Raw genomic sequence first — 22610 nt, forward strand, 5'->3', positions numbered from 1 at the left:
GATGAGCGGGGAGGTGTGGAAACGGCCACTCGACCGGCTCGCGGTGGAGCGAGCCTCGCGGTGGTGCTCAGCGCGGCGCGCTGGCGTCACCGCGGGTCATGGGCGTCAGCGCTGGTCCTGTGCCGCGGTGGAGGTGACTCGGCGTGAGGGCGGGTGGAGCGCGTGAGCGCGGGGCTCCGGAGACCCGCGCTCACGCGCCAGGACCGCACTCACGTCAGCGCACCGCGCTGGCACAAGGAGGGGAGGAGAGGCCGGAATGCACAACTCCTCCGTCCCCGTCTCAGGAGGCCGTCTTGGTGCGACGGTGCCCCTCGGGGGAGGGAGGAGTTGTGGTTCGATCACCGGTCGGGTTCCGGTGGCTTCGGGTCGTCACACAGCCGATGGCCGGGACGAGCACGTTCGAGGGTACCGAAGTACCCGCCGAGCCGCGAGTGGGGAACCGCTGATCAGTCCTCGTCCTGGCCGAGCGTGCCCAGGTAGAGGCCGATCACCTTGTCGTCCGACAGCAGTTCACGGCCGGTACCGGTGTAGGCGTCACGACCCTGGTCGAGCACGTACCCGCGGTCGCAGATCTGGAGACAGCGACGCGCGTTCTGCTCGACCATGATGGTCGTGACACCGGCCTTGTTGATGTCCGACACCCGGATGAACGCGTCGTCCTGCCGGACAGGCGACAGCCCGGCGGACGGCTCGTCGAGGAGCAGCACGTGCGGGTCCATCATCAGCGCGCGCGACATCGCGACCATCTGCCGCTCGCCACCGGACAGCGAACCGGCACGCTGCTTCAGCCGCTTGCCGAGTTCACTGAAGATCCCGGTGACGAACTCCAGGCGCTCGGTGTACTGCTTCGGCTTCTGGAACAGCCCCATCTTCAGGTTGTCCTCGATGGTGAGGCTCGGGAAGACGTTGTTCGTCTGCGGGACGAAACCGACACCTCGGGCTACGAGCTTGTTCGCCCGGAGCCCGGTGATGTCCTCACCGTTCAGGAGGACCTGACCGCTCCGCACCTTCACCTGCCCGAAGATCGCCTTGAGCAGCGTCGACTTGCCGGCACCGTTCGGCCCGATGATGCCGATGAGCTCACCCTTGCGCGCCGTGAGGTTCGCGCTGTTGAGGATGTTCACCCCGGGCAGGTAACCGGCCGTCAGATCGCTGACCTCGACGACCATCTCGGCGGTCTTGACCGCGGTGCCGCCCACGGGGGCACCCTTCACGTCGCTCATTTCCGCTCCTCCTCGGGCTCGGCGCCAGCCGCGAGCCGTTCGTCTTCGATCTCGGCCAGCAGCTCTTCGGCTGCGGCGCTGTCCTCGCCGGCGATCCGGCCGGTCACGACACCGAGGTCGACGTCCTGGTGGCTGCCGAGGTAGGCGTCGATGACGGCCGGGTTCTCCATGACGGTGTCCGGCGGCCCTTCGGCGACGACACGACCCTCGGCCATGACGACCACCCAGTCGGCGATGTGGCGCACCATCTGCATGTCGTGCTCGACGAACAGCACGGTCATGCCCTCGTCCTTCAACGCCAGGATGTGGTCGAGCAGCGATTGCGTGAGCGCCGGGTTGACGCCGGCCATCGGCTCGTCGAGCATGACGAGCTTCGGGTCGCTCATGAGCGCCCGAGCCATCTCGAGGAGCTTCCGTTGCCCGCCGGACAGGCTGGCGGCGTAGTCGTCGCGCTTGGTGTCGAGCTTGAACCGGCGCAGCAGGTCCATCGCCTTGACCTCGAGGTCCGCCTCCTGCTTCCGCCAGAGCGGCTTCACGAGGCTCGAGAAGATGCCCTCGCCGGTCTGACCGGTCGCTCCGAGCTTCATGTTCTCGAGCACGGTCAGGAGGCCGAGCGCCTTCGTCAGCTGGAAGGTGCGGACCTGCCCCATGCGGGCGACCTTGAACGCCGGGACACCGCCGAGGCTCTTCCCGTCGAAGTTCCACGTCCCGGTGTTGGGCTTGTCGAAACCGGTCAGCAGGTTGAACAGGGTGGTCTTGCCGGCACCGTTCGGGCCGATGAGCGCGGTGATCGCGTTGCGGGGCACCTCGAGGTGCTCCACGTTCACCGCTTGCAGGCCACCGAAGGTCCGCGTCACCTGGTCGGCGACGAGGATGGGGTCGACCTTCTTGACGCCTGGGACGATCTCGCCGACGTGGAGACCGGTGGTCTTGACCGGCCGCGAGGTGGGTGAGCTGTTACTTGACAAAGGTCAGCTCCTTCTTGTTTCCGAGGATGCCTTGCGGCCTGAAGATGACGATCAACATGAGCGCGACACCCACCAGCACGTAGCGGAGCGTCGACGCCTGCGTCGAGCTCATGAACGGCAGGACGTCGGCCTTCACGAGCGCCGGGAGGACGTTCGAGAGGAACGCCATGATCACCCAGAAGATCACCGAGCCGAGCAGCGGTCCGAAGACCGTGGCAGCCCCACCGAGCAGGAGGATCGTCCAGATGAAGAACGTGAGGCTCGTGACGTACACGCTGGGCACGACCGCGGAGGGCAGCGCCAGCACCACCCCGCCGAGTGCGCCGAAGACGCCACCGACGACGAGCGCCTGCATCTTGTACGCGAACACGTTCTTGCCGAGGGCGCGCACGGCGTCCTCGTCCTCGCGGATGCCCTTCAGGACACGGCCCCAGGGGCTGCGCATGAGGAGGAACACGAGGAGGGCGGCGACGGCCAGCAGCAGGATGCCGAAGATCCGGACCCACCACTGGTTCGCGTTGAGCTCCCACGGGCCGAAGCCGTAGATGCCCTCCGGGATCGGGTTCGCGGCCCGGAAGCCGGCGTGGTAGTTGCCGAGGCCGTCAGCGGAGTTGGTGTACTCGTCGAAGACCTGCGTGGTGAAGAGCAGGCGGACGATCTCCGCCGCGGCGATCGTCACGATGGCCAGATAGTCGGCCCGCAACCGCAGCGTCGGAATGCCGAGGATGAAGGCGAAGACCACTGATGCCAGGCAACCGACGATGATGCCGGCCCACCACGGGAGGTCGAAGCTCAGGATCGAGATGGCGTAGCCGTAGGCGCCGAGCGCCATGAACCCGGCCATACCGAAGTTCAACAACCCGCCGTAGCCGAAGTGCACGGCCAATCCGAGTGCTGCGAGCGCGTACGCGATCGTCTCCGGGCTGATGACCCAAGCGAGCGTGTTCGAGAGAATGCTTCCCCAGTCCATGCGCGTGCCCCTAACCGATTCTCTCGCGACGTCCGAGGATGCCCTGCGGTCTCACGAGGAGCACCGCGATGAGCACCACGAGGGCGCCGACGTACTTGATGTCAGACGGGATCCAGAGCGTCGAGACTTCGACGAGGATGCCGATGATGAGGGCGCCGACCATGGCGCCGAAGGCGGTTCCGAGCCCGCCGAGGGTGATGGCCGCGAAGATGAGGAGGAGCAGCTGCGCTCCCATGTCCCACTTGATGCCGGGTCGGAAGTACGCCCACAGGATGCCGGAGAGACCGGCGAGGGTGGCTGCGAGGATCCAGACGATGCGGACCACGCGGTCGACGTCGATACCGCTCGCCGCCGCGAGGCTCGGGTTGTCCGAGATCGCCCGCGTCGCCTTGCCGGTCTTCGTCTTGATGAGCCACCAGGCCACGCCGAGGAGGACCACGACGCTCACCGCCATGCTGATCATGTCGGTCACGCTGAGCGACACGGTGCCGAACAGCTTGATGTTCTCCTCTCCGGAGCCGGGCAGCTGGAAGGTGCCGCCGCCGACGAAGTAGAGGAAGACGTACCGGAGCGCCAGCGACAGGCCGATCGAGACGATCATCACCTGCACGATGCCGACGCCCTTGCGTCTCAAGGGTCTCCAGATGCCGGCGTCGAGCGCGAAGCCGAAGGCGGCGCTCAACGCGAGGGCCATGATGATGGCCAGCCAGATGGGCCACTGCAGGAACACCCCGAAGACGAGCGCCATGATCGCACCGAACGTCACCATCTCCGCGTGGGCGAAGTTGCTGAGGCCGGTGGTGCCGAACACGAGCGACGCTCCGATGGCCGCCAGGGCGAGCATGAGCCCGAAGTTCAGCCCGTTGACGAGCCGTTCGGCGAGCTGATCCCAGAAGCTGACGGTGACGCGTTCGCCCTCACCGAGGAAGAAGTTCACGGACTTGGATTGGGTGAGGCCGAACTCGGCCTCGATGGTCGCGCCGCCTTCTGCGACGATGACGCCCTTCGGGAGGGTCTCCTCGTCGAGGGTGACCTTGTACGTACCTTTCTCGGGGACGCCGATCTTCCACTTGCCGTCGGCATCGGTGTCGACGTCGGCCTTGTAGCCGTTGCCGTCGACCGTGATGTTCACGCCGTCGAGTGGTTTGTCGTCGTACTTGACGTTCCCAGCGAAGTAGAAGTCGTACTCCTCACCCACCTCGTCGGCATGAGCCGGGACGGCGCTCATGACGGACGTGAGGGTGATCGCCCCGAACAGCAAGGCGATGAGGAGCACGAATCTCCGTGCCAGTCTCGGGTTTCGGGTTGTTCCAGCGAACTTCACTGCACCTCCAGTGCCAGCCCACATTCGTGGACCGTTCTCCTGCGTCGGACAACGCTGTTCGACGATAGAACCTGATTATTGCCTACATGTTTCGCCCGTGCGTATTTCTCCGCATGGTTTTGTCGGGATCGTGGAATAGGGGTACGCCCTGCTCGGTTACGATGGTGATACCGGCAGGTCTGCGTTTCTCCGGTGTGTTCGTGGCTATGAGAGGGATAAATGGACCAGCCTGATCCGTTCGGATTCGTAGGACTCACATATGACGATGTGCTGCTGCTCCCCGGGCACACCGACGTCATCCCGAGCGAGGCGGAGACCTCGTCCCGCCTGACCAAGCGGATTACCGTGAACACGCCGCTGCTGTCGAGCGCGATGGACACCGTGACCGAGGCGCGCATGGCGATCGCGATGGCTCGCGAGGGCGGCATCGGGATCCTGCACCGCAACCTCTCGATCACCGACCAGGCCGAGCAGGTCGACCGCGTCAAGCGGAGCGAGTCGGGCATGATCACCAACCCGATCACCACCACGGCAGACGCCACCGTCGCCGAGGTGGACGAACTGTGCGGCCAGTTCCGCATCTCCGGGCTCCCCGTCGTCAATGGCGAGGGCGTGCTCGTCGGCATCATCACCAACCGCGACATGCGCTTCGTCTCGCCGTTCGAGAAGGCGACCACGCGGGTCAGCGAGGTCATGACGAGCACGGGCCTCGTCACGGCTCCCGTCGGCACCGACCGCAACGCGGTCATGGCGCTCCTCGCCCAGCACCGGATCGAGAAGCTGCCGCTCATCGACGAGGCGGGCAAGCTCAAGGGCCTCATCACGGTCAAGGACTTCGACAAGAGCGAGAAGTACCCGCTCGCGACGAAGGACGACACCGGCCGCCTCCGGGTCGGCGCGGCCATCGGCTTCTTCGGTGACGCCTGGTCCCGTGCGGGTCAGCTGCTCGACGCCGGCGTCGACGTCATCGTGGTCGACACCGCCAACGGTGAGAGTGCCGGCGTGCTCGACATCATTCGCAAGCTCAAGGCAGATCCGGCGTTCGCCGGTGTCGACGTCATCGGCGGCAACGTCGCGACGCGGTCGGGCGCCCAGGCCCTCATCGAGGCGGGTGCCGACGCCATCAAGGTGGGCGTCGGACCGGGCTCCATCTGCACCACCCGGGTCGTCGCCGGTGTAGGCGTGCCCCAGGTGACGGCGGTCTACGAGGCGTCCCTCGCAGCCCGCGAGGTGAACGTCCCGGTCATCGCCGACGGCGGCCTGCAGTACTCCGGCGACATCGCCAAGGCCCTCGTCGCCGGTGCCGACACGGTCATGCTCGGTTCGCTCCTCGCGGGCACGGACGAGAGCCCCGGCGACCTCGTGTTCGTAGGCGGCAAGCAGTTCAAGAACTACCGGGGCATGGGTTCGCTCGGAGCCATGCAGACGCGTGGCGAGAAGACGTCCTACTCCAAGGACCGCTACTTCCAGGCCGACGTCCCGAGCGACGACAAGCTGATCCCCGAGGGCATCGAGGGCCAGGTCCCCTACCGCGGACCGGTCTCGGCCGTCGCGTACCAGCTCATCGGCGGGCTGCGTCAGTCGATGTTCTACGTCGGTGCACGCACCATCGGTGAGCTGAAGGCGAAGGGCAAGTTCGTCCGCATCACCTCGGCCGGTCTCAAGGAGTCGCACCCGCACGACGTGCAGATCGTCGTCGAGGCGCCGAACTACCGCAAGTGACCCCAGCGTGACCTCGACGGTCCGGCAGGCGCCCGCCTGCCGGACCGTCGTCGTCGTAGGCGACCGATAGGCTGGTCCGGTGAGCATGGATATTGAGATCGGCCGGTCAAAGCGCGCCAGGCGCGCGTTCGCCTTCGACGACATCGCCGTCGTCCCGTCGCGGCGGACCCGCGACCCGCAGGACGTCTCGGTGTCTTGGTCCATCGACGCCTATCAGTTCGAGATCCCCGTGCTCGCGGCACCCATGGACTCCGTCGTCTCACCGACGACCGCGATCATGATGGGCCAGCTGGGCGGAGTCGGCGTCCTCGACCTCGAGGGCCTGTGGACGCGGTACGAGGACCCGGAGCCGCTCCTCGCCGAGATCCGCACGCTGCCCGTCGGTCGCGCGACCGCTCGCATGCAGGAGATCTACGCCGAGCCCATCAAGCCTGAACTCGTGACCGCTCGCTTGGCCGAGATCCGCGCCGCCGGCGTGACCGTCGCGGCGGCCCTGTCGCCGCAGCGCACGCAGGAGCTCTACGAGACCGTCGTGGCCGCCGGCGTCGACCTCTTCGTCATCCGCGGTACGACCGTGTCCGCCGAGCACGTCTCGAAGAACCAGGAGCCGCTCAACCTCAAGAAGTTCATCTACGAACTCGACGTCCCGGTCATCGTCGGCGGTGCGGCCACCTACACGGCGGCGCTGCACCTTATGCGCACCGGCGCCGCCGGCGTGCTCGTCGGCTTCGGCGGGGGTGCGGCCTCCACCACGCGAGCCTCGCTCGGCATCCACGCCCCCATGGCGACCGCGGTGGCCGACGTGGCCGGCGCTCGCCGCGACTACCTCGACGAGTCGGGTGGCCGGTACGTCCACGTCATCGCCGACGGCGGTCTCGGTACCTCCGGCGACATCGTCAAGGCCGTCGCGATGGGTGCCGACGCCGTCATGCTCGGCACCGCACTCGCCCGCGCGACCGACGCTCCTGGTGGTGGCTGGCACTGGGGTGCCGAGGCGCACCACCTGCAGCTGCCGCGCGGTCGTCGCGTCGAGGTCGGAACCGTCGCCACGCTCGAGGAGATCCTGTACGGGCCATCGCCGAAGTCGGACGGCACCGCCAACCTCATCGGTGCACTCCGTCGCTCGATGGCCACCACCGGCTACTCGGACCTCAAGGAGTTCCAGCGCGTCGAGGTCGTCGTCGCACCGTACCAGGGCAACTGACGCTTGCGGGAGCCCACGGGTTCCCGCAAGCGGTTGTCGGCTCGGAAGCTCGGCGCTAGCCTCGGAAGCAGAGCCTCGCAGACGAGGTCCTGCAGTGCAGGACCGTCGCGAGGGCGGTTCCAGCGAGCGGAGTTCGACGATGGCCACCACGCCCAACAACGTGTCCCGATCCACCAAGCTGGGGATGGAGGAACGCGACGCCGCGATCGAAGCGCTGAAGAGCAAGGAACTCGACATCCTCGTCGTCGGCGGCGGCATCGTCGGCACGGGAGCCGCGCTCGACGCCGTCACCCGTGGGCTGAGCACCGGACTGCTGGAAGCGCGGGACTGGGCGAGCGGCACCTCCAGCCGTTCCTCCAAGCTCGTGCACGGCGGCATCCGCTACCTCGAGCAGCTCGACTTCCGGCTCGTCCGTGAGGCGCTCATCGAACGCGGGCTGCTGTTGCAGCGCATCGCACCGCACCTCGTGAAGCCGGTCCGCTTCCTGTACCCGCTCAACAAGCCGGTGTTCGAGCGGTTGTACATCGGCGCCGGCATGCTGCTGTACGACCTCTTCAGCTGGACAGGCGGTCGTCCGCCGGGCGTCCCGCACCACCGACACCTGTCGAAGCGCCAGGTGCTCAGCTCCATCCCGAGCCTCAAGTCGGACGCGTTCGTCGGTGGCTTGACCTACTACGACGCCCAGGTCGACGACGCGCGCTACGTCGCCTCGCTCGCGCGGACGGCCTCCGCCTACGGGGCGCACGTGGCCAGCCGCGTGCGGGTCGAGGGGTTCATCAAGGTCGGCCAGCGGGTCGTCGGCGTGAAGGCGCACGACCTCCAGACGGACGAACGGTTCGAGATCCGCGCCAAGCAGGTCGTGAACGCGACGGGTGTCTGGACAGACGACACCCAGTCGATGGTGGGGGAGCGCGGCCAGTTCAAGGTGCGCGCCTCGAAGGGCATCCACCTCGTCGTGCCCCGCGACCGGTTCCAATCGAGCATGGGTCTGCTGCTGCGCACGGAGAAGAGCGTCCTCTTCGTCATCCCGTGGGGCCGCCACTGGCTCATCGGCACGACCGACACCGACTGGCACCTCGACAAGGCGCACCCGGCGGCGACCGCCGCGGACATCGACTACCTGCTGGAGCGGGTGAACACGGTCCTCGCCGTCCCGCTCACCCGCGAGGACGTCGAGGGGGTCTTCGCCGGGCTCCGTCCCCTGCTCGCCGGGGAGTCGGAGCAGACCTCGAAACTGTCACGCGAACACCTCGTCGCCCACTCGGTGCCGGGTCTCGTCGTGATCGCCGGTGGCAAGTGGACGACGTACCGCGTGATGGCGAAGGACGCGATCGACGCCGCCGTCGACGCGCTGGACGGCAAGATCCCGGCCAGCGCGACGGAGAACATCGCGCTGCTCGGTGCCGAGGGATACCAGGCCGCGTGGAACAAGCGCGGCAAGATCGCTCGAGCCTTCGGAGTCCACACCGCACGGATCGAGCACCTGTTGAACCGCTACGGCGTGCTCACCGACGAGCTGCTCGACCTCCTCAAGGAGGACCCGACGCTCGCCGAACCGCTCCCCGGCGCCGACGACTACATCGGTGCGGAGGTCGTCTACGCGGCGTCCCACGAGGGCGCCCTCCACCTCGACGACGTCCTTGCCCGCCGGACACGGATCTCGATCGAGGCCTGGGACCGAGGCGTGTCGGCGGCTCCGGTCGCCGCCAATCTCATGGGAGGCGTCCTCGGTTGGGACGAGGAGCGGATCGCCAAGGAGGTCTCCTACTATCTCGAGCGCGTCACCGCCGAGCGGGCGTCCCAGGAACAACCGAACGACGAGGCCGCCGACCGCGTGCGGCTCGAGGCGCCGGACATCGTCCCAGGCGCCTGATTGTCCGGTGATCGCCCGCAGCGCAACCGCTGCGGGCCCCTCGGGGGAGCGACGCAGGCGTGGCGGATAGACTAGGAGGACTGCCACAACAAGCCTGAGGAGTACAGCCATGGTGGATGTTCGGCGGGTCAAACTTCCCGGAGTCGGTGTGCTGCACACCTTCGTCACGGACGACGGCGGCAAGGTCGGGGTCATCGCCCACCGCTCCGGCCACAGCGACCTCATCACCTTCGCCGACCACGAGGACGGCGCAGACGCCGGCAAGGTGTCGCTCCGGCTCAACGAAGATGAGGCGCACACCCTCGCCGAGCTCCTGGGCGGCACGCAGATCACCGAGTCGCTGAGCGCACTCGACCAGATCCCCGGGCTCAGCATCGACTGGTTCACGGTCGACTACGAAGACCACATCGCCGGGCAGCCGCTCGGCAACCCCGCCGAGAAAGGCATGGTCGGCCTCACGGTCGTGGCCGTCGTCCGAGGCGATTCCGCGAACCCGGCCCCCGCTGCCGACTTCCGGGTGTTCCCGGGCGACACGCTCGTCGTGGCGGGTAGCCCGGAGAAGGTCGCCAAGGCCTTCGCCTACTTCCGTTCCGGCGCCGTCAAGAAGGTCGCCGTCGACGCCCCGCCCGGAGGGTAGGGATGCTGCACGCCGCGACCGACAACCCCCACCTCGGCCAGGATCTGCTCATCCTCGGCGTCCTGTTCGTCATCGCCTACATCCTCGGCCGTCTCGGCAAGCTCATCGGGCTCCCGTCAATCCCCGTCTACATGCTCGTCGGGCTCCTGGCGAGTCCGTACACGGGCTGGTTCCCCTTGGACTTCGCGAGCGCGCAGATCGAACTCATCGCGGTGTTCGGGCTGGTCCTGCTGCTGTTCAACCTCGGCCTGGAGTTCGACCAGGACGAGTTCTTCGGCAACGCGGGGAAGCTGATCGTGTCCGGCGGGTCGTACATCCTCGTCAACATGGCCGCTGGCCTCGTCTTCGGCTTCCTCGTGGGGTGGGGGACCCGTGAAGCGCTCATCATCGCCGGGATCACCGCCACCAGCTCGAGCGCCATCGTCACCAAACTCCTCATCGAGCTCAAACGGCTGACGAACGACGAGACGCCGATGATCCTCGGCGTCACCGTCGTCGAGGACATCTTCATCGCGATCTACCTGGCGATCGTCGGCGTGGTCCTGAGCGGCGAGACGGAGGTCTGGCCGGTCATCGGCAAGCTCGCGATCGCGTTCACGTTCATCCTCGTGATGTTCACGATCGCCAGGTTCGGCGGTCGCTTCGTCTCGCGCTTGTTCCGCACCAAGGACGACGAGCTCTTCACCGTCCTCTTCTTCGGCCTCGCGGTGGCGTTCGGCGGCATCGGGGAGATCCTCGGGGTCACCGACGCGATCGGCGCCTTCCTCATCGGTCTGGTGCTCGGCGCGACCCGCTTCCGCAACAAGATCGAGCAGATCGCGATCCCGCTCCGCGACGTCTTCGGCGCCTTCTTCTTCCTGAACTTCGGTCTCGCCCTCGACGCGACGAAGTTCGGCAGCGTCCTCGTCCCGGTGCTGCTCGCCGTCCTGATGACGGTGGTACTCAACGTGATCGCCGGGCAGTTCGTCGCCTGGCTGAACGGCCTCGGACCACAGGCGGGCATCAACGCGGCGGTGATCCTCCAGAACCGAGGGGAGTTCGCGCTCATCCTCGCGACCCTGTCCCTGAGCGCCGGGTTGAATCCCCTCATCCAGCCCTTCGCCGGGCTCTACGTGCTGATCATGGCGGTGATGGGTCCCATCGTGGCCGGCCGCTCCGAGCAGATCGGCGCGTTCATCCTCAGGCCGCGTCGTCACAAGCCGAAGCGCGTCGACCACCCCGACCGCCCCGACCGCACGGAGGACGAGGCGATCGCCCTCGTCGCCGGGACGGCCGACGACTCGGAGGGCACCGCGCCCGACCCCGATCAGGCGGCCATCGACCGACTCGTCGAACAGGCGATGAACGACCAGGAACCACCAGCACGAAAGCGAGAGCCCGATTACTAGCCCCGTCCCGTCGGCACCAGCCCAGAACGACCACGGTCCGGCTCGTCCGACGCTCCGCTCCGTCATGCTGCGTCCTCGGTGGATCGGCGTCCTCGTCCTCTGCCTCGCCGTCGCCGGCGCGTTCGCGGCCCTTGGCCAGTGGCAGCTGGCCCGAGCCATCGAGTCCGGGCAGGTCGTCCCGTCCGAGACCGAGTCGGTCCGGCCGCTCGCGGACGTCCTCGAGCCCGGCGTCGGGATCCGGGAGGTCGATGCCGGACAACGCATCAGCGTGACGGGCACCTGGGTGCCAGGGGACTACCTCGTCGTGGGCGACCGGGTCAACGACGGCGTGCTCGGCTACTGGGTCACCGGGCACCTTGCCACGGATCGGCCGGATGCGGCGGGCCTCGCGGTGGCGGTCGGCTGGACGGAGGACCGACAGGTCGCCGACCGGGTCGCGGACGCCCTCAACGCCGACGCTCCGAGCGGAACCGTCGAACTCGAGGGACGGTTGAACCCGCCGGAAGGGCCGGAGGAGCCCGCGTCGGACGCGGCACCGACGGACCTCGACAACATGTCGGTCGCAGCCCTGCTGAACCGGTGGTCCGATGCGGACGGCCTGCGGGTGTTCACCGCGTTCCTGGTCGACGACGACGCCGCCGACGGACTCGAGACCATCTCGTCGCCGGCACCCAGCCAGGAGATCCAGCTCAACTGGCTGAACATCTTCTACGCGGCCGAATGGGTCGTGTTCGCCTGCTTCGCCGTCTTCCTCTGGTATCGCCTCGCGAAGGACGCCTGGGAGCGCGAGATCGAGGAGCTCGAGGACGCGGAGGAACAGGCGTCGCAGCCCACCGCGTGATGTCCGGAGCCTCGATGGCCGCGGGTAAGATGGAGGGCATGCCCCTCCAGCCGAAACCGTCGACGTTTCCCGCGATCCGAGGCGCGCTGAAGTTCTACCAGGTGGCCGCGCCGATCACCGGCGTACTGCTGCTGTCGCTCTGCGCCGAGATGCTCATGAAGTACGCGTTCGGCCTCGAGCTCGAGCTCGGCGGTGCCTACGGGTTCCTCGCCTTCGTCCCGTCGGGAACCGCCACCGCGGTCAACCTGAGCACGGGCATCCTCATCATCCACGGCTGGTTCTACGTCGTGTACCTGTTCGCCGCGTTCCGGCTCTGGAGCCTCATGCGGTGGAACGTCCTGCGTCTGCTCTGGCTCGCGCTCGGCGGCATCATCCCGTTCCTGTCCTTCTTCTTCGAGAGCCGCATCCCGCGGGAAGTGAAGGCCTACCTCTCCGGTCGCGAAGCAGCGGCGGCCGCCGAACCCGTGGAGTCCATGCAGTGAGTGAACCGACCCCCGCCGCCGCGGAGCAGACCGCCGCCCGACCAGTCCTGGTCGTCGACTTCGGCGCGCAGTACGCCCAATTGATCGCCCGCCGCGTCCGCGAGGCCGGTGTGTACTCCGAGATCGTGCCGCACACCGTCAGCGCCGCCGAGGTCGCCGCCAAGAACCCCGTCGGCATCGTGCTGTCCGGTGGCCCGTCGAGCGTCTACGAGCCGGGCGCTCCGTCGCTCGACGAGGGCATCCTCGAGCTCGGTGTCCCCACCTTCGGCATCTGCTACGGCTTCCAGGTCATGGCCAAGCAGCTCGGTGGCGAGGTCGCTCACACCGGTCTTCGCGAGTACGGTGCCACCGACGCGACGAGCGTCGTGGACGTCCCCGGCACCCTGCTGCACGGCGTCCCGACCGAGCAGAACGTGTGGATGAGTCACGGCGACTCCGTCTCGAAGGCGCCGGAGGGCTTCGAGGTCCTCGCTTCGACCGCCTCGACCCCGGTCGCCGCGTTCGCCAACGCCGAGCGCGGGCTCTACGGCGTGCAGTGGCACCCGGAGGTCAAGCACTCGGCGTACGGGCAGCAGGTGCTCGAGAACTTCCTGCACCGCGCGGCCGGCATCCCCGCCGACTGGAACAGCGGCAATGTGATCGCCGAGCAGGTCGAGCGCATCCGTGCGCAGGTCGGCGACGCCAAGGTCATCTGCGGGCTGTCCGGCGGTGTCGACTCCGCGGTCGCGGCGGCGCTCGTGCACGAGGCCGTCGGCGACCAGCTCGTCTGCATCTTCGTCGACCACGGCCTCCTCCGGAAGGACGAGCGCCGCCAGGTCGAAGAGGACTTCGTCGCCTCCACCGGCGTCCGACTGGTCACGGTCGACGCCCGCGAGCAGTTCTTGTCGGCGCTCGCCGGGGTCAGCGACCCGGAGCAGAAGCGCAAGATCATCGGTCGCGAGTTCATCCGTTCCTTCGAGCAGGCGGAGATCGACCTCGTCAGGGAGGCCCAGGACGAAGGGGAGCCCATCCGCTTCCTCGTGCAGGGCACGCTGTATCCGGACGTGGTCGAGTCCGGCGGCGGGTCGGGAACGGCCAACATCAAGAGCCACCACAACGTCGGCGGCCTGCCGGAAGACCTGCAGTTCGAGCTCGTCGAGCCCCTCCGGACCCTGTTCAAGGACGAGGTGCGCGCGATCGGCCGCGAGCTGGGACTGCCCGAGGCGATCGTCGGTCGCCAGCCGTTCCCCGGCCCGGGGCTCGGCATCCGCATCGTCGGTGAGGTCACGGCCGAGCGCCTCGACCTCCTCCGCGACGCCGACGCGATCGCCCGCGAGGAACTCACCGCGGCCGGCCTCGACCAGGAGATCTGGCAGTGCCCGGTCGTCCTCCTCGCAGACGTCCGGTCAGTGGGCGTCCAAGGCGACGGTCGCACGTACGGCCACCCCATCGTCCTGCGCCCGGTGTCCTCCGAGGACGCGATGACCGCCGACTGGACGCGCCTGCCGTACGACGTCCTCGCGCGCATCAGCAACCGCATCACGAACGAGGTGAAGGACGTGAACCGCGTCGTGCTGGACGTCACGTCGAAGCCGCCGGGGACCATCGAGTGGGAGTGATCACTCCCTGATCCACCGGAAGGCCGTCCCGTCTCGGGGCGGCCTTCCGTCGTCTGTCCGCCCCGGCGACCCGGCGGCACGACGAAGGCCCGCCCCACGGATGGGACGGGCCTTCGGTGGAGCCGGGCTGCTAGTTGCGCGAGATGGCGAGCAGACGCAGGATCTCGACGTAGATCCAGATGACCGTGACCATGATGCCGAAGGCACCGGTCCAGCCGTACTTCGCCGGGGCGCGGTTCTGCACACCCCGCTGGATGAAGTCGAAGTCGAGCACGAGCGAGTACGCACCCATCAGCACCGCGAAGATGCCGATGACGATCCCGAGCGGGATGCCGAAGATCGTCGCGCCGTACAGCCCGAAGGGGTTGTTGAGGACGCCGGTGAACATCAGCACCAGGTTGAGGAGCTGGAAGACTCCGTAGCCGATGATGGCGACAAGGAACACCTTCGTGAGCTTCTTCGAAGCACGGACCTTGCCGCTGGCGAACAGGGCGAGGGTCACACCGACGACGGCGAGGGTCGCGAGGACCGCCTGCACGACGACGCCGGACCATGCCGGGTTGGCTTCGAAGACGCGGGAGATACCGCCGACGAAGAGGCCCTGGAACACGGCGTAGCCGAGGATGAGCGCCGGCACCGGCTCCTTCTTGAAGGAGTTGACGAGACCGAGGCCGAGCCCGCCGATCATGCCGATGATCATCGGGAGGGCGAAGCCGCTGCCCGACTGCAGGAGCGAGGTCGTCCACATCCAGGAGACGACGGCGAAGACCACGAGCACGGCGAACGAACCGAGGGTCTTGACGAGCGTGTTCTCGATCGTCATGCGGTCGGCGGTGCCGACGCCCGCCGGTGCGGTGGGCTGTTCGTACATCTTCTGGAGCTGTTCGGCGGTCAGCGAGGGGTTCGCTGCTTGAGCTGCCTGCAGCGTCCCGCCTCCCTGCTTCGCGAATGCCGGGTTCTTCGAGAACGCGGGATTGTCGAGGGCCATGGCTGATTCCTACTCTCAGTCGTGGAGGCTGTGTCGCGCCAAGCGGCGCTGCTGGCACCCAGAGTATCCGAGTTCCCTTTGAATCAGCCGGGTCGCGCCTGGAAAGGTCCGGACGGCGGCGGATGTTCGCCGCCAGCTGACAGCCGACACCCGACCAGGGTGCCCGGTCCTCGTCCTAGGCTGATCGCGTGCGCATCGACTCCTCGCCCAGCCCGCTCGTGATCGGACACCGGGGAGCACCCGGGTACCGTCCTGAGCACACCGAAGCGTCCTACCGACTCGCCTTCGCCCTCGGCGCCGATGCCGTCGAACCCGACCTGGTCGCCTCGAGGGACGGCGTGCTCGTGGTGCGTCATGAGAACGAGATCTCGGGGACGACGGACATCGCCTCGAGGCCGGACTTCGCCGATCGGCGGACCACGAAGACCATTGACGGCGATCAGCTGACCGGGTGGTTCACCGAGGACTTCACCTGGGCCGAGCTGTCGACGTTGACCGCCCGGGAGCGCATCCCCGCCCTGCGCCCGACCAGTGCCGACCACGACGGGACGTCGCCCCTCCTCCGGTTCAGCGATCTCGTCGCCATCGTCCGCGACGCCGCCCGAGAGCACGCCCGCCCACTCGGGATCGTCGCGGAGGTGAAGCACGCGACCCATTTCGCGTCCGTCGGGCTCCCGCTCGACCGGTTGCTCGCCGACGCCCTCGCCACGACCGGTTTCGGTGCCGACGCCGCCGCCGAGCCGCTCATCGTCGAGTCGTTCGAGCAGTCCGTGCTCACGGCCCTGCAGCGGCGTGACGTGCGAGCGGAGTTCGTCTACCTCCTCGAACGGTCCGGCAGGCCGAGCGATCTGGTGGCGCGACTGGGGGAGGCCGCTCCCACGTACGCCGACGCCATGACCGACGCCGGGCTCGCGACGATTGCGGGCGAGGTCGACGCCATCAGCGTCGACAAGGCGCTGCTGATCGATCTGGACGCGGTCGACGGCCCCGGCCCGACCGATCTCGTGCAGCGCGCGCACGCGGCCGGCCTCAGCGTCTACACCTGGACGCTCCGACCGGAGAACCGCTTCCTCGCGCCGCCGTTCCGCTCAGGGGAGGACCCCGCCGCGTTCGGTGACTGGCGGGCGGAGTTCGCCCTGGTGCTCTCGACGGGCGTCGACGGGGTCTTCGTCGACCACGCCGACCTCGGTGCGGCCGCCCGCTCGGCCTTCCTCGCTCAGCGGGAGCGCTGACGCCCCGGTCCGGGTCGGGCCGATGTCGGAGGCAGCGCCTAGACTTGCAGGCGATATGGCGAGCACTCCTTCTTCGAACGCCGACGCCGTCCAACCGGTGATCGTCGACTGGCCCACAGCGTCCATCCCCGGGACGCCCTCCGACGAGCACGCCGCGGGGAGCCGTCTCCTCGACGGCCTCAACCCGCAGCAGCGGATCGCCGTCGAGTACCGGGGGCAGGCGCTGCTCATCGTCGCGGGTGCCGGCTCCGGGAAGACGAGCGTGCTCACGCGGCGGATCGCGCTGCTGCTGGAACAGCGTGAGGCCTGGCCCAGCCAGATCCTCGCCATCACCTTCACGAACAAGGCCGCTGCCGAGATGCGTGAGCGCGTCGAGGCGCTCGTCGGCCAGGCTGCCCAGGGGATGTGGATCTCGACCTTCCACTCCGCCTGCGTCCGCATCCTCCGTCGGGAGGCGGAGCACTTCGGGTTCACGAAGAACTTCACGATCTACGACAGCGGCGACCAGCGCGCCCTGCTGAAGCGCATCATCAAGGAGCTGGAGGCCGACGCCTACGGGTTCACGCCGTCGAACACCTCGGCCAAGATCTCGAAGCTGAAGAACGAGCTCTCCGACGTCGAGTCGTACTCGCGCACCATCAACACGAACGATCCGCAGGAGCTCGTGTTCCTCCAGATCTTCCGCAAGTACACCCGGGCGCTCGCCGACGCGAACGCTTTCGACTTCGACGACCTCATCAGCCAGACCGTGTTCCTGTTCCGGGCGTTCCCGCACGTCGCCGCCCAGTACCAGCAGCGGTTCCGGCACATCCTCGTCGACGAGTACCAGGACACGAACCACGCCCAGTACTCCCTCATCCGCGAGCTCACCCGCGCACCCGCCGCCGGCTCAGACCACCTGGCCATCGCGCAGGCGGACGGCGCCTCACTCACGGTCGTCGGTGACTCCGACCAGTCGATCTACGCGTTCCGTGGCGCGGACATCCGGAACATCACCGAGTTCGAGCGGGACTTCCCTGGAGCGAAGGTCGTCCTCCTCGAGCAGAACTACCGTTCCACCCAGAACATCCTCTCGGCGGCGAACGCGGTCATCTCCAACAACTTCGACCGCAAGGACAAGAAGCTGTGGACGGCCGTGGGCGACGGCGAGAAGATCGTCGGGTTCACCGGCTACTCCGGGCACGACGAGGCGCAGTTCATCGCCGACGAGATCGAGAAGCTGCGGAACGGCGGCACGGCCTACAGCGACATCGCGGTCTTCTACCGCACCAACGCGCAGACCCGTGCGCTCGAGGAGATCTTCATCCGGGCGGCATTGCCCTACCGGATCATGGGTGGCACCAAGTTCTACGAACGCGCGGAGATCAAGGACGCACTGGCGTACCTCGTGTCCGTCGCGAACCCCGCCGACATCATGGCGTTGCGGCGCATCCTCAACACCCCGAAGCGCGGCATCGGGCCGGCGACGGAGACGGCGCTCGCGAGCTTCGCCGAGAACAACGGCGTCACCTTCCGCGAGGCGATGCGGCGCGCCGACGCACTCGGGCTCGGCCCGAAGGTCACGAGCGCGATCCTGCAGTTGTCCGCGCTGCTCGACGAGGCACAGGTCGCGCTCGACGAGGCTGCGGCCGCCGACCGCCCCACCGCATCGGCGACCGCCGTCGGCGACGTCCTGTCGCTGCTCATGACGAAGAGCGGTTACCTCGACTCCCTGCGCAACAGCCGGGACCCACAGGACGAGGCACGTGCCGAGAACGTCGACGAGCTCGTCGCGGTCACGAAGGAGTTCGCGAAGAACAACCCGGACGGCGGCATCGTGGACTTCCTCACCGAGGTCTCGCTCGTCGCCGCTGCCGACGACCTCGACGACGCGACCGGCAGCGTCTCCCTCATGACGCTCCACACGGCGAAGGGGCTGGAGTACGACGCGGTCTTCCTCACCGGCATCGAGGAGGATCTGCTCCCGCACCGGATGTCGGCCAGTGAACCAGGCGGCCCGGCGGAGGAGCGTCGTCTGTTCTACGTCGGCATCACCCGCGCCAGGAAACGTCTGTACTTGTCGCTCGCGATGACCAGGGCCCAATACGGCGAGACCGCCGTCGCGATGCCCAGTCGCTACCTGCAGGAGATCCCGGCCGACCTCATCGAGTGGCGGCAGTCACCAGGAAACGTCAACGGCCGCGGCGGAACGCAGTCGCGGGCGCTCAACGCGCGCCGCGCCCCGTCGAGCGACCGCTGGTCGGTCCGCTCTCTGCCCGAGGGGGCGTCCGCCGGCGACACGCGGTTCTCCGGCGGTTCGAGCAAGCCGGAGACGGCCTGGGCGAACCGCATCACGGCGAAGGTCCGCGACAACGGCGACCTCGAACTCGTCCCCGGCGACCGCATCTCCCACGCGGACTTCGGCGTGGGACGCGTGAACGCGGTCACGGGGGAGGGCGCCAAGCGCATCGCCCACGTGCAGTTCGAGTCGGCCGGAGCGAAGAAGCTGCTGATCAAGATCGCCCCCATCGAGAAGGTGGACTGAGCCGGGCGTTGGCGCTCGCCCAGCGCTCCTCACGGGTTCCCCGGGCCGGATGGAGCATCTAGGCTCATTCATCATGGGTCTGTTCTCCAAGCGCAACGCGTCCGATGCCCGATCCGCAGCTGCGGAAGCCGAGACCTCGGCTCCTGAGGGCGAGGCGGCTCCCGAAGCCGAGGCCCCGGAAGCCGTTCCGCACGTCTCGATCTCGGTGACGACGGTCAACTCGGCCGCTCGGACCCCGGAGGCCCCCGTGTCGGTGCCCGCCCCGCCGGCCGCGGCCCCGGCACCGACGCCCCCAGCCGGCGAACCGGACACGAACGTGGACCTGGCCCAGGCGCTCACCGCCTTGGCGGAGGGCGGCGACGAGCGGGCCATGATGCACGTGCTGCGGCAGAGCATCCAGGGCAAGCTGCTGCTCTCGACGAGTCTCGACGGCGTCTCGGAGGAGGACAAGGCCGCCGGTCGCGTCCCGCTCGGCGTCCACCGCGACGCCGAGGGCGCCGTGTACCTCCTCGCCTTCACCTCGCCTCGTGAGCTCGAGAAGACGCGGACGGCCGAGGGGCCCGTGACCGGGGTCGCGGTGGACGCGGTGTGGGCGCTGCGTCAGGCGTCCGGCGAAGGGTACGCCGGGATCGTCCTGAACCCGGCCGACGGCAAGGCGAGCGCCGTCGTCCCGAAGACACTCATCGTGCGCCTGTTCGGGGACGGCCGCAACAACGACCCGGCGAAGCAGGCACTCGCCCAGCCCCGCGACGCCGACGCCCTCCAGCGACTGGTCGCGGCGCTCGCCACGCACGGCGGCTTCGTCGCCGGACGAGCGGAGGTCGACGAGGACGGCAACCGCAAGACGATCGGCATCGCCGAGACCCGACTCGGCGACCGCCGGCTCCTCGAGGTCTTCACCGCTCCGATCGAGATCGCGGCACTCGGACGAGGCGACGACGCGTACCCCGTCACGGCTGCGGAACTCGCAGCAGCGCTCCGCAGCGACGAGGGCATCACCGGGATCATCGTGAACCCGGCTGCACCGTGGCTGGACGTCGACCGCGCTCAGCTCGCACCGCTCCTCGACGTCCGCTGACGTCGCCGGCGGTCCGGCTCGGCGTCGAACGCCGCCGGAGTGCGACGAGCCCGCCGCCGAGGGCGAGGGCCAGCGTGGCCACCGTCGCGGCGAGGATGAGCGACCGGTCGTCGGTGCCGGTTTCGGCGAGACGGTGCTCGGTGATCTCCGGGACGGGCGGTGAGACGACCCGGGTGGTCTCGGCGGCGACCCCGAACGCCGACCTCCAGGGACGGATCATGGCGCCACCCTGCTCCGGGGCCGTGTCGGTCGGTTCGATGCGCTCGACCCAGACGTAATAGCCGTCCTCGGGGACGATGCACGATGGCGTCGTGTAGTCGCCGGGACCCGCGTCGGCGACGGTCTCCACTTCACAGACGAGGGGAGCGCCGAGTGGCGCCTCGGGTGCTTCGACCGGCCGCTCGCCGAACGGGCCGAGCAGCTGGCTCCGGACGGTCACCGGGATGGGCGCGTACGGTCCGCCCTCCGGACCGAAGACGCCCCACTCCGAGGAGAGTCCGGCGTCCGTCGCGATCCCGACCGACAGGTGGTCGACGATCTCGGTTCCGGGTGCGGCGGTGGCGTGCGACGTGGTCGTGACGACGACCGGCTGGAACGGCAGGGGCGTGGTGCGCTCGCGGTCCGCGCTCGCCTCGGCGGTCACGGTGATGGGACGCGCGACGAGGACGCTCTGCACGTGGTCGGCGCTGCGGGCGATGGTCATGCCGCCGCCGTAGGGCAGCTCGCCGTAGGCCACGGTCGCCGAGAAGGTGACGACCGCGGAGTCGGTGCTCGGAACGATCCGGTGGCCTTCACCGTTCCCGACGGCCTTGACCGAGGTGCCGTCCTCGAAGGTGGCACCGTCGAGCGTGATCGTCCCGGTGTGGGTCCCCGGTGGCAGGGTGGTCGTCCCGGACGAGACGAAGTCGACGGCCAGCTCGGAACGGACCACGTCGAAGCCGTCTTCACCACGGTCGAGGTACAGCTCGGCGCTCGCTCCGCGACTCGCGCCGCCCGGGCCGTCGGCCTCCGCCAGCATCCGGTGCGCGAGCGCCAGCACGTACTCAGCGCTCGCGCCGGCCCGCGAGGCGATCTGCGCCGGCGTGTAGCCGTTCAGGCCGGTGATCATCCAGGTGGCGAGCTGGCCGGCAGCGGCCTCGTCGGCGTTCTGGCTCGCCCCCCAGTGCCGGGACAGGTAGGCGAGGCGAGCGGCGTCCTCGGGCTTGAACCAGCCGAGCGAGTCGCCGTCGACGTATTCGTAGCTGTGGCCAGGGGGGATCGGGAGGTCGAGGTTGATGCAGAACCCGACCGTACCGTCGTCGAACGCCCAGGATCCGAGCCAGCGGCCGTCCGAGGCCGCTCGGTGGCCGTAGGCGGCGCCGGTCGCGGCGAGGGCCGAGGCCTGGGTCGCGCCGCCGAACACGATCGCCAGCAGCATGGTGAGGAGGATCGGGACGGCCAGCAGGAGTCGGGTGCGGGGTCTGCGGGGCAGACGGGTGCGGAGGAGGAGGGCAGGAGTTGTCATGTGCCCATGGTGGGAAACTGCCGTGCCCAGCGGCGTCGACCGGGCGCCGGATGTGGAGGCGACGCGTTCGGAGGCGCCCTGTGGAGCGGTCTGCGTCAGCGGGAGGAGACGGCTGGTTCGGCCTGTTCGCGCGCTCGCATGGTCCGCAGGTACCAGGTCGAGGGAGCCGCCCTGGCCCACCTCGGCAAGCGGGGCCAGACGAGCCTGGCGACCTGCAGCCGCCGGCCGAAGCGGCGCTGTTGGACCGGGGTCCAGCGGAAGCCGTAGGCGGTTCGGAGCGCGGGCGGCAGGAGCCCGGCCGTGACGAGGCGGACGAGCGGGAGCAGCGCCCGGACGAGGGGAGGTGCCGCGCGAGCGGTCAGGAGCTGGACGGACACGGCACGGGCCTCGGGGGTCACGTGGAGGTCCGCGAGCCGTGCCTGGAAGTAGTCGTCGAAGGCCGCGCGGGTGGCCGGCCACCGCTCGGCGGGGAGTTGCAGGCTCGTCCCGACGATCGCGTATTCGCGATGCAATCGCTCGCGGGATCCGTCGTCGAGTGGGCCGAAGACGAGCTCGTACACCTGGACCGCGGTGTCGTACAGGGTGGCGGCCACCCAGAGTTGCGCGTCCGCGTCGAAGGCCGAGTAGGCGGGTGCAGGGTCGTCTGCCGACGACCGGACCGGCGCATGTGCCCGGTTCACCCGACGTGCGACGAGGCGCTGTTCCTCGGGGGTCCCGAGCGCGAGTGCGTAGACGAAGGTGAGTGTCGCGTGCAGCCGGTCGAGGGGACGCGCGTCGAAGTCGCTGTGCCGCGCGACCCCGGCTGCGACGGCCGGATCGGCGATCTGCAACAGGATGGCACGGCCCGCACCGGCGACGAGGATGCCCTCGCGCGCCAGGTCCGCCATCCCGGTCATGGAACCGACCCTAGTCGTTCACGGTGAACGTCCGGCTGCGGACGAGCGCTGGGGGTAGAGTCGTCACTGGCCCTTTTTCTCTCGCCGCCGAGATAACGCGCGGCCGAAAATCGCCACGACAATCACAGCAGAACGCGCGAAGCGCGGATGGGAATGAC

The 22610-nt window shown here is 68.6% G+C and carries 18 protein-coding genes; 11 read left to right on the forward strand and 7 right to left on the reverse strand.

Annotated elements, in window-relative coordinates:
* Positions 1-446 precede the first annotated feature (446 nt).
* Genes ITJ57_RS06365 through ITJ57_RS06380 form a run of 4 tightly spaced genes read right to left on the reverse strand, consistent with a single transcriptional unit; the run spans position 447 to position 4389 of the window.
* The gene (locus tag ITJ57_RS06365) at positions 447-1223 is read right to left on the reverse strand and encodes an ABC transporter ATP-binding protein (RefSeq protein WP_194669325.1); all 777 of its coding nucleotides are present in this window, start codon (positions 1221-1223) and stop codon (positions 447-449) included.
* A complete protein-coding gene (locus ITJ57_RS06370) occupies positions 1220-2191 on the reverse strand; it encodes an ABC transporter ATP-binding protein (protein WP_194669326.1) in 972 nt (323 codons plus the stop codon). The genes ITJ57_RS06365 and ITJ57_RS06370 overlap by 4 nt, the downstream gene beginning before the upstream one ends.
* Positions 2181-3161 (reverse strand): branched-chain amino acid ABC transporter permease, encoded by a 981-nt coding sequence (locus ITJ57_RS06375; protein ID WP_056008035.1) that lies wholly within the window; start codon positions 3159-3161, stop codon positions 2181-2183. The genes ITJ57_RS06370 and ITJ57_RS06375 overlap by 11 nt, the downstream gene beginning before the upstream one ends.
* A 10-nt stretch (positions 3162-3171) precedes the next feature.
* Positions 3172-4389 (reverse strand): branched-chain amino acid ABC transporter permease, encoded by a 1218-nt coding sequence (locus tag ITJ57_RS06380; RefSeq protein ID WP_194670322.1) that lies wholly within the window; start codon positions 4387-4389, stop codon positions 3172-3174.
* A gap of 315 nt (positions 4390-4704) precedes the next feature.
* Here ITJ57_RS06380 and guaB point away from each other — a divergent pair, with 315 nt between their 5' ends.
* From guaB to guaA, 8 genes are all read left to right on the forward strand, one after another.
* Complete coding sequence (gene guaB / locus ITJ57_RS06385) at positions 4705-6207, forward strand: IMP dehydrogenase (RefSeq protein WP_194669327.1); 1503 nt, start codon at positions 4705-4707, stop codon at positions 6205-6207.
* An 85-nt stretch (positions 6208-6292) separates the two neighbouring features.
* On the forward strand, positions 6293-7411 hold the full coding sequence (locus tag ITJ57_RS06390; RefSeq protein ID WP_194670323.1) for a GuaB3 family IMP dehydrogenase-related protein: 1119 nt from the start codon (positions 6293-6295) through the stop codon (positions 7409-7411).
* A gap of 139 nt (positions 7412-7550) precedes the next feature.
* Complete coding sequence (locus tag ITJ57_RS06395; RefSeq protein WP_194669328.1) at positions 7551-9284, forward strand: glycerol-3-phosphate dehydrogenase/oxidase; 1734 nt, start codon at positions 7551-7553, stop codon at positions 9282-9284.
* 109 nt (positions 9285-9393) lie between these two features.
* Positions 9394-9921: a cation:proton antiporter regulatory subunit gene (locus ITJ57_RS06400; RefSeq protein WP_056008027.1), complete on the forward strand. Its 528-nt coding sequence runs from the start codon at positions 9394-9396 to the stop codon at positions 9919-9921.
* Positions 9922-9923: 2 nt separating this feature from the next.
* Positions 9924-11309, forward strand: coding sequence for a cation:proton antiporter (locus tag ITJ57_RS06405; protein WP_194669329.1), 1386 nt, complete (start codon positions 9924-9926; stop codon positions 11307-11309).
* A 64-nt stretch (positions 11310-11373) separates the two neighbouring features.
* A complete protein-coding gene (locus tag ITJ57_RS06410; protein ID WP_194669330.1) occupies positions 11374-12150 on the forward strand; it encodes an SURF1 family protein in 777 nt (258 codons plus the stop codon).
* A gap of 38 nt (positions 12151-12188) precedes the next feature.
* Positions 12189-12632: a DUF3817 domain-containing protein gene (locus ITJ57_RS06415; RefSeq protein WP_194669331.1), complete on the forward strand. Its 444-nt coding sequence runs from the start codon at positions 12189-12191 to the stop codon at positions 12630-12632.
* On the forward strand, positions 12629-14230 hold the full coding sequence (guaA, locus tag ITJ57_RS06420; protein WP_194669332.1) for a glutamine-hydrolyzing GMP synthase: 1602 nt from the start codon (positions 12629-12631) through the stop codon (positions 14228-14230). Before ITJ57_RS06415 ends, guaA begins: the two co-directional genes overlap by 4 nt.
* Positions 14231-14360: 130 nt before the next feature.
* Here guaA and ITJ57_RS06425 read toward each other — a convergent pair whose 3' ends face one another.
* Positions 14361-15218, reverse strand: coding sequence for a Bax inhibitor-1/YccA family protein (locus ITJ57_RS06425; protein ID WP_194669333.1), 858 nt, complete (start codon positions 15216-15218; stop codon positions 14361-14363).
* A gap of 194 nt (positions 15219-15412) precedes the next feature.
* Here ITJ57_RS06425 and ITJ57_RS06430 point away from each other — a divergent pair, with 194 nt between their 5' ends.
* The 3 genes from ITJ57_RS06430 (at position 15413) to ITJ57_RS06440 (ending at position 20052) form a co-directional block, all read left to right on the forward strand.
* A complete protein-coding gene (locus tag ITJ57_RS06430; RefSeq protein WP_194670324.1) occupies positions 15413-16450 on the forward strand; it encodes a glycerophosphodiester phosphodiesterase family protein in 1038 nt (345 codons plus the stop codon).
* A gap of 55 nt (positions 16451-16505) precedes the next feature.
* Complete coding sequence (locus ITJ57_RS06435; protein WP_194669334.1) at positions 16506-18974, forward strand: ATP-dependent helicase; 2469 nt, start codon at positions 16506-16508, stop codon at positions 18972-18974.
* A gap of 73 nt (positions 18975-19047) precedes the next feature.
* Positions 19048-20052 (forward strand): SseB family protein, encoded by a 1005-nt coding sequence (locus tag ITJ57_RS06440; protein WP_194669335.1) that lies wholly within the window; start codon positions 19048-19050, stop codon positions 20050-20052.
* Here the strand turns inward: ITJ57_RS06440 and ITJ57_RS06445 are convergent.
* Together ITJ57_RS06445 and ITJ57_RS06450 are read right to left on the reverse strand one after the other, a co-directional pair.
* Entirely contained in the window at positions 19979-21556 is a 1578-nt protein-coding gene (locus ITJ57_RS06445) for a hypothetical protein (RefSeq protein WP_194669336.1), read from the reverse strand. The genes ITJ57_RS06440 and ITJ57_RS06445 overlap by 74 nt on opposite strands.
* 95 nt (positions 21557-21651) lie before the next feature.
* Positions 21652-22452, reverse strand: coding sequence for an oxygenase MpaB family protein (locus ITJ57_RS06450; RefSeq protein ID WP_194669337.1), 801 nt, complete (start codon positions 22450-22452; stop codon positions 21652-21654).
* Positions 22453-22610 lie beyond the last annotated feature (158 nt).

Source organism: Plantibacter sp. VKM Ac-2880 (genome assembly GCF_015351235.1).
Classification (GTDB): domain Bacteria; phylum Actinomycetota; class Actinomycetes; order Actinomycetales; family Microbacteriaceae; genus Plantibacter.

Bases quoted from the DNA above. Each gene is read 5' to 3' on its own strand.
- ITJ57_RS06365 (WP_194669325.1), bottom strand. From the start codon at position 1,223: ATGAGCGACGTGAAGGGTGCCCCCGTGGGCGGCACCGCGGTCAAGACC.
- ITJ57_RS06390 (WP_194670323.1), top strand. From the start codon at position 6,293: ATGGATATTGAGATCGGCCGGTCAAAGCGCGCCAGGCGCGCGTTCGCC.
- ITJ57_RS06415 (WP_194669331.1), top strand. From the start codon at position 12,189: ATGCCCCTCCAGCCGAAACCGTCGACGTTTCCCGCGATCCGAGGCGCG.
- ITJ57_RS06450 (WP_194669337.1), bottom strand. From the start codon at position 22,452: ATGACCGGGATGGCGGACCTGGCGCGCGAGGGCATCCTCGTCGCCGGT.
- ITJ57_RS06405 (WP_194669329.1), top strand. From the start codon at position 9,924: ATGCTGCACGCCGCGACCGACAACCCCCACCTCGGCCAGGATCTGCTC.
- ITJ57_RS06400 (WP_056008027.1), top strand. From the start codon at position 9,394: ATGGTGGATGTTCGGCGGGTCAAACTTCCCGGAGTCGGTGTGCTGCAC.
- ITJ57_RS06380 (WP_194670322.1), bottom strand. From the start codon at position 4,389: ATGAGCGCCGTCCCGGCTCATGCCGACGAGGTGGGTGAGGAGTACGAC.
- ITJ57_RS06375 (WP_056008035.1), bottom strand. From the start codon at position 3,161: ATGGACTGGGGAAGCATTCTCTCGAACACGCTCGCTTGGGTCATCAGC.
- ITJ57_RS06440 (WP_194669335.1), top strand. From the start codon at position 19,048: ATGGGTCTGTTCTCCAAGCGCAACGCGTCCGATGCCCGATCCGCAGCT.
- guaB (WP_194669327.1), top strand. From the start codon at position 4,705: ATGGACCAGCCTGATCCGTTCGGATTCGTAGGACTCACATATGACGAT.
- ITJ57_RS06425 (WP_194669333.1), bottom strand. From the start codon at position 15,218: ATGGCCCTCGACAATCCCGCGTTCTCGAAGAACCCGGCATTCGCGAAG.
- ITJ57_RS06445 (WP_194669336.1), bottom strand. From the start codon at position 21,556: ATGACAACTCCTGCCCTCCTCCTCCGCACCCGTCTGCCCCGCAGACCC.
- ITJ57_RS06410 (WP_194669330.1), top strand. From the start codon at position 11,374: ATGCTGCGTCCTCGGTGGATCGGCGTCCTCGTCCTCTGCCTCGCCGTC.
- ITJ57_RS06435 (WP_194669334.1), top strand. From the start codon at position 16,506: ATGGCGAGCACTCCTTCTTCGAACGCCGACGCCGTCCAACCGGTGATC.
- ITJ57_RS06395 (WP_194669328.1), top strand. From the start codon at position 7,551: ATGGCCACCACGCCCAACAACGTGTCCCGATCCACCAAGCTGGGGATG.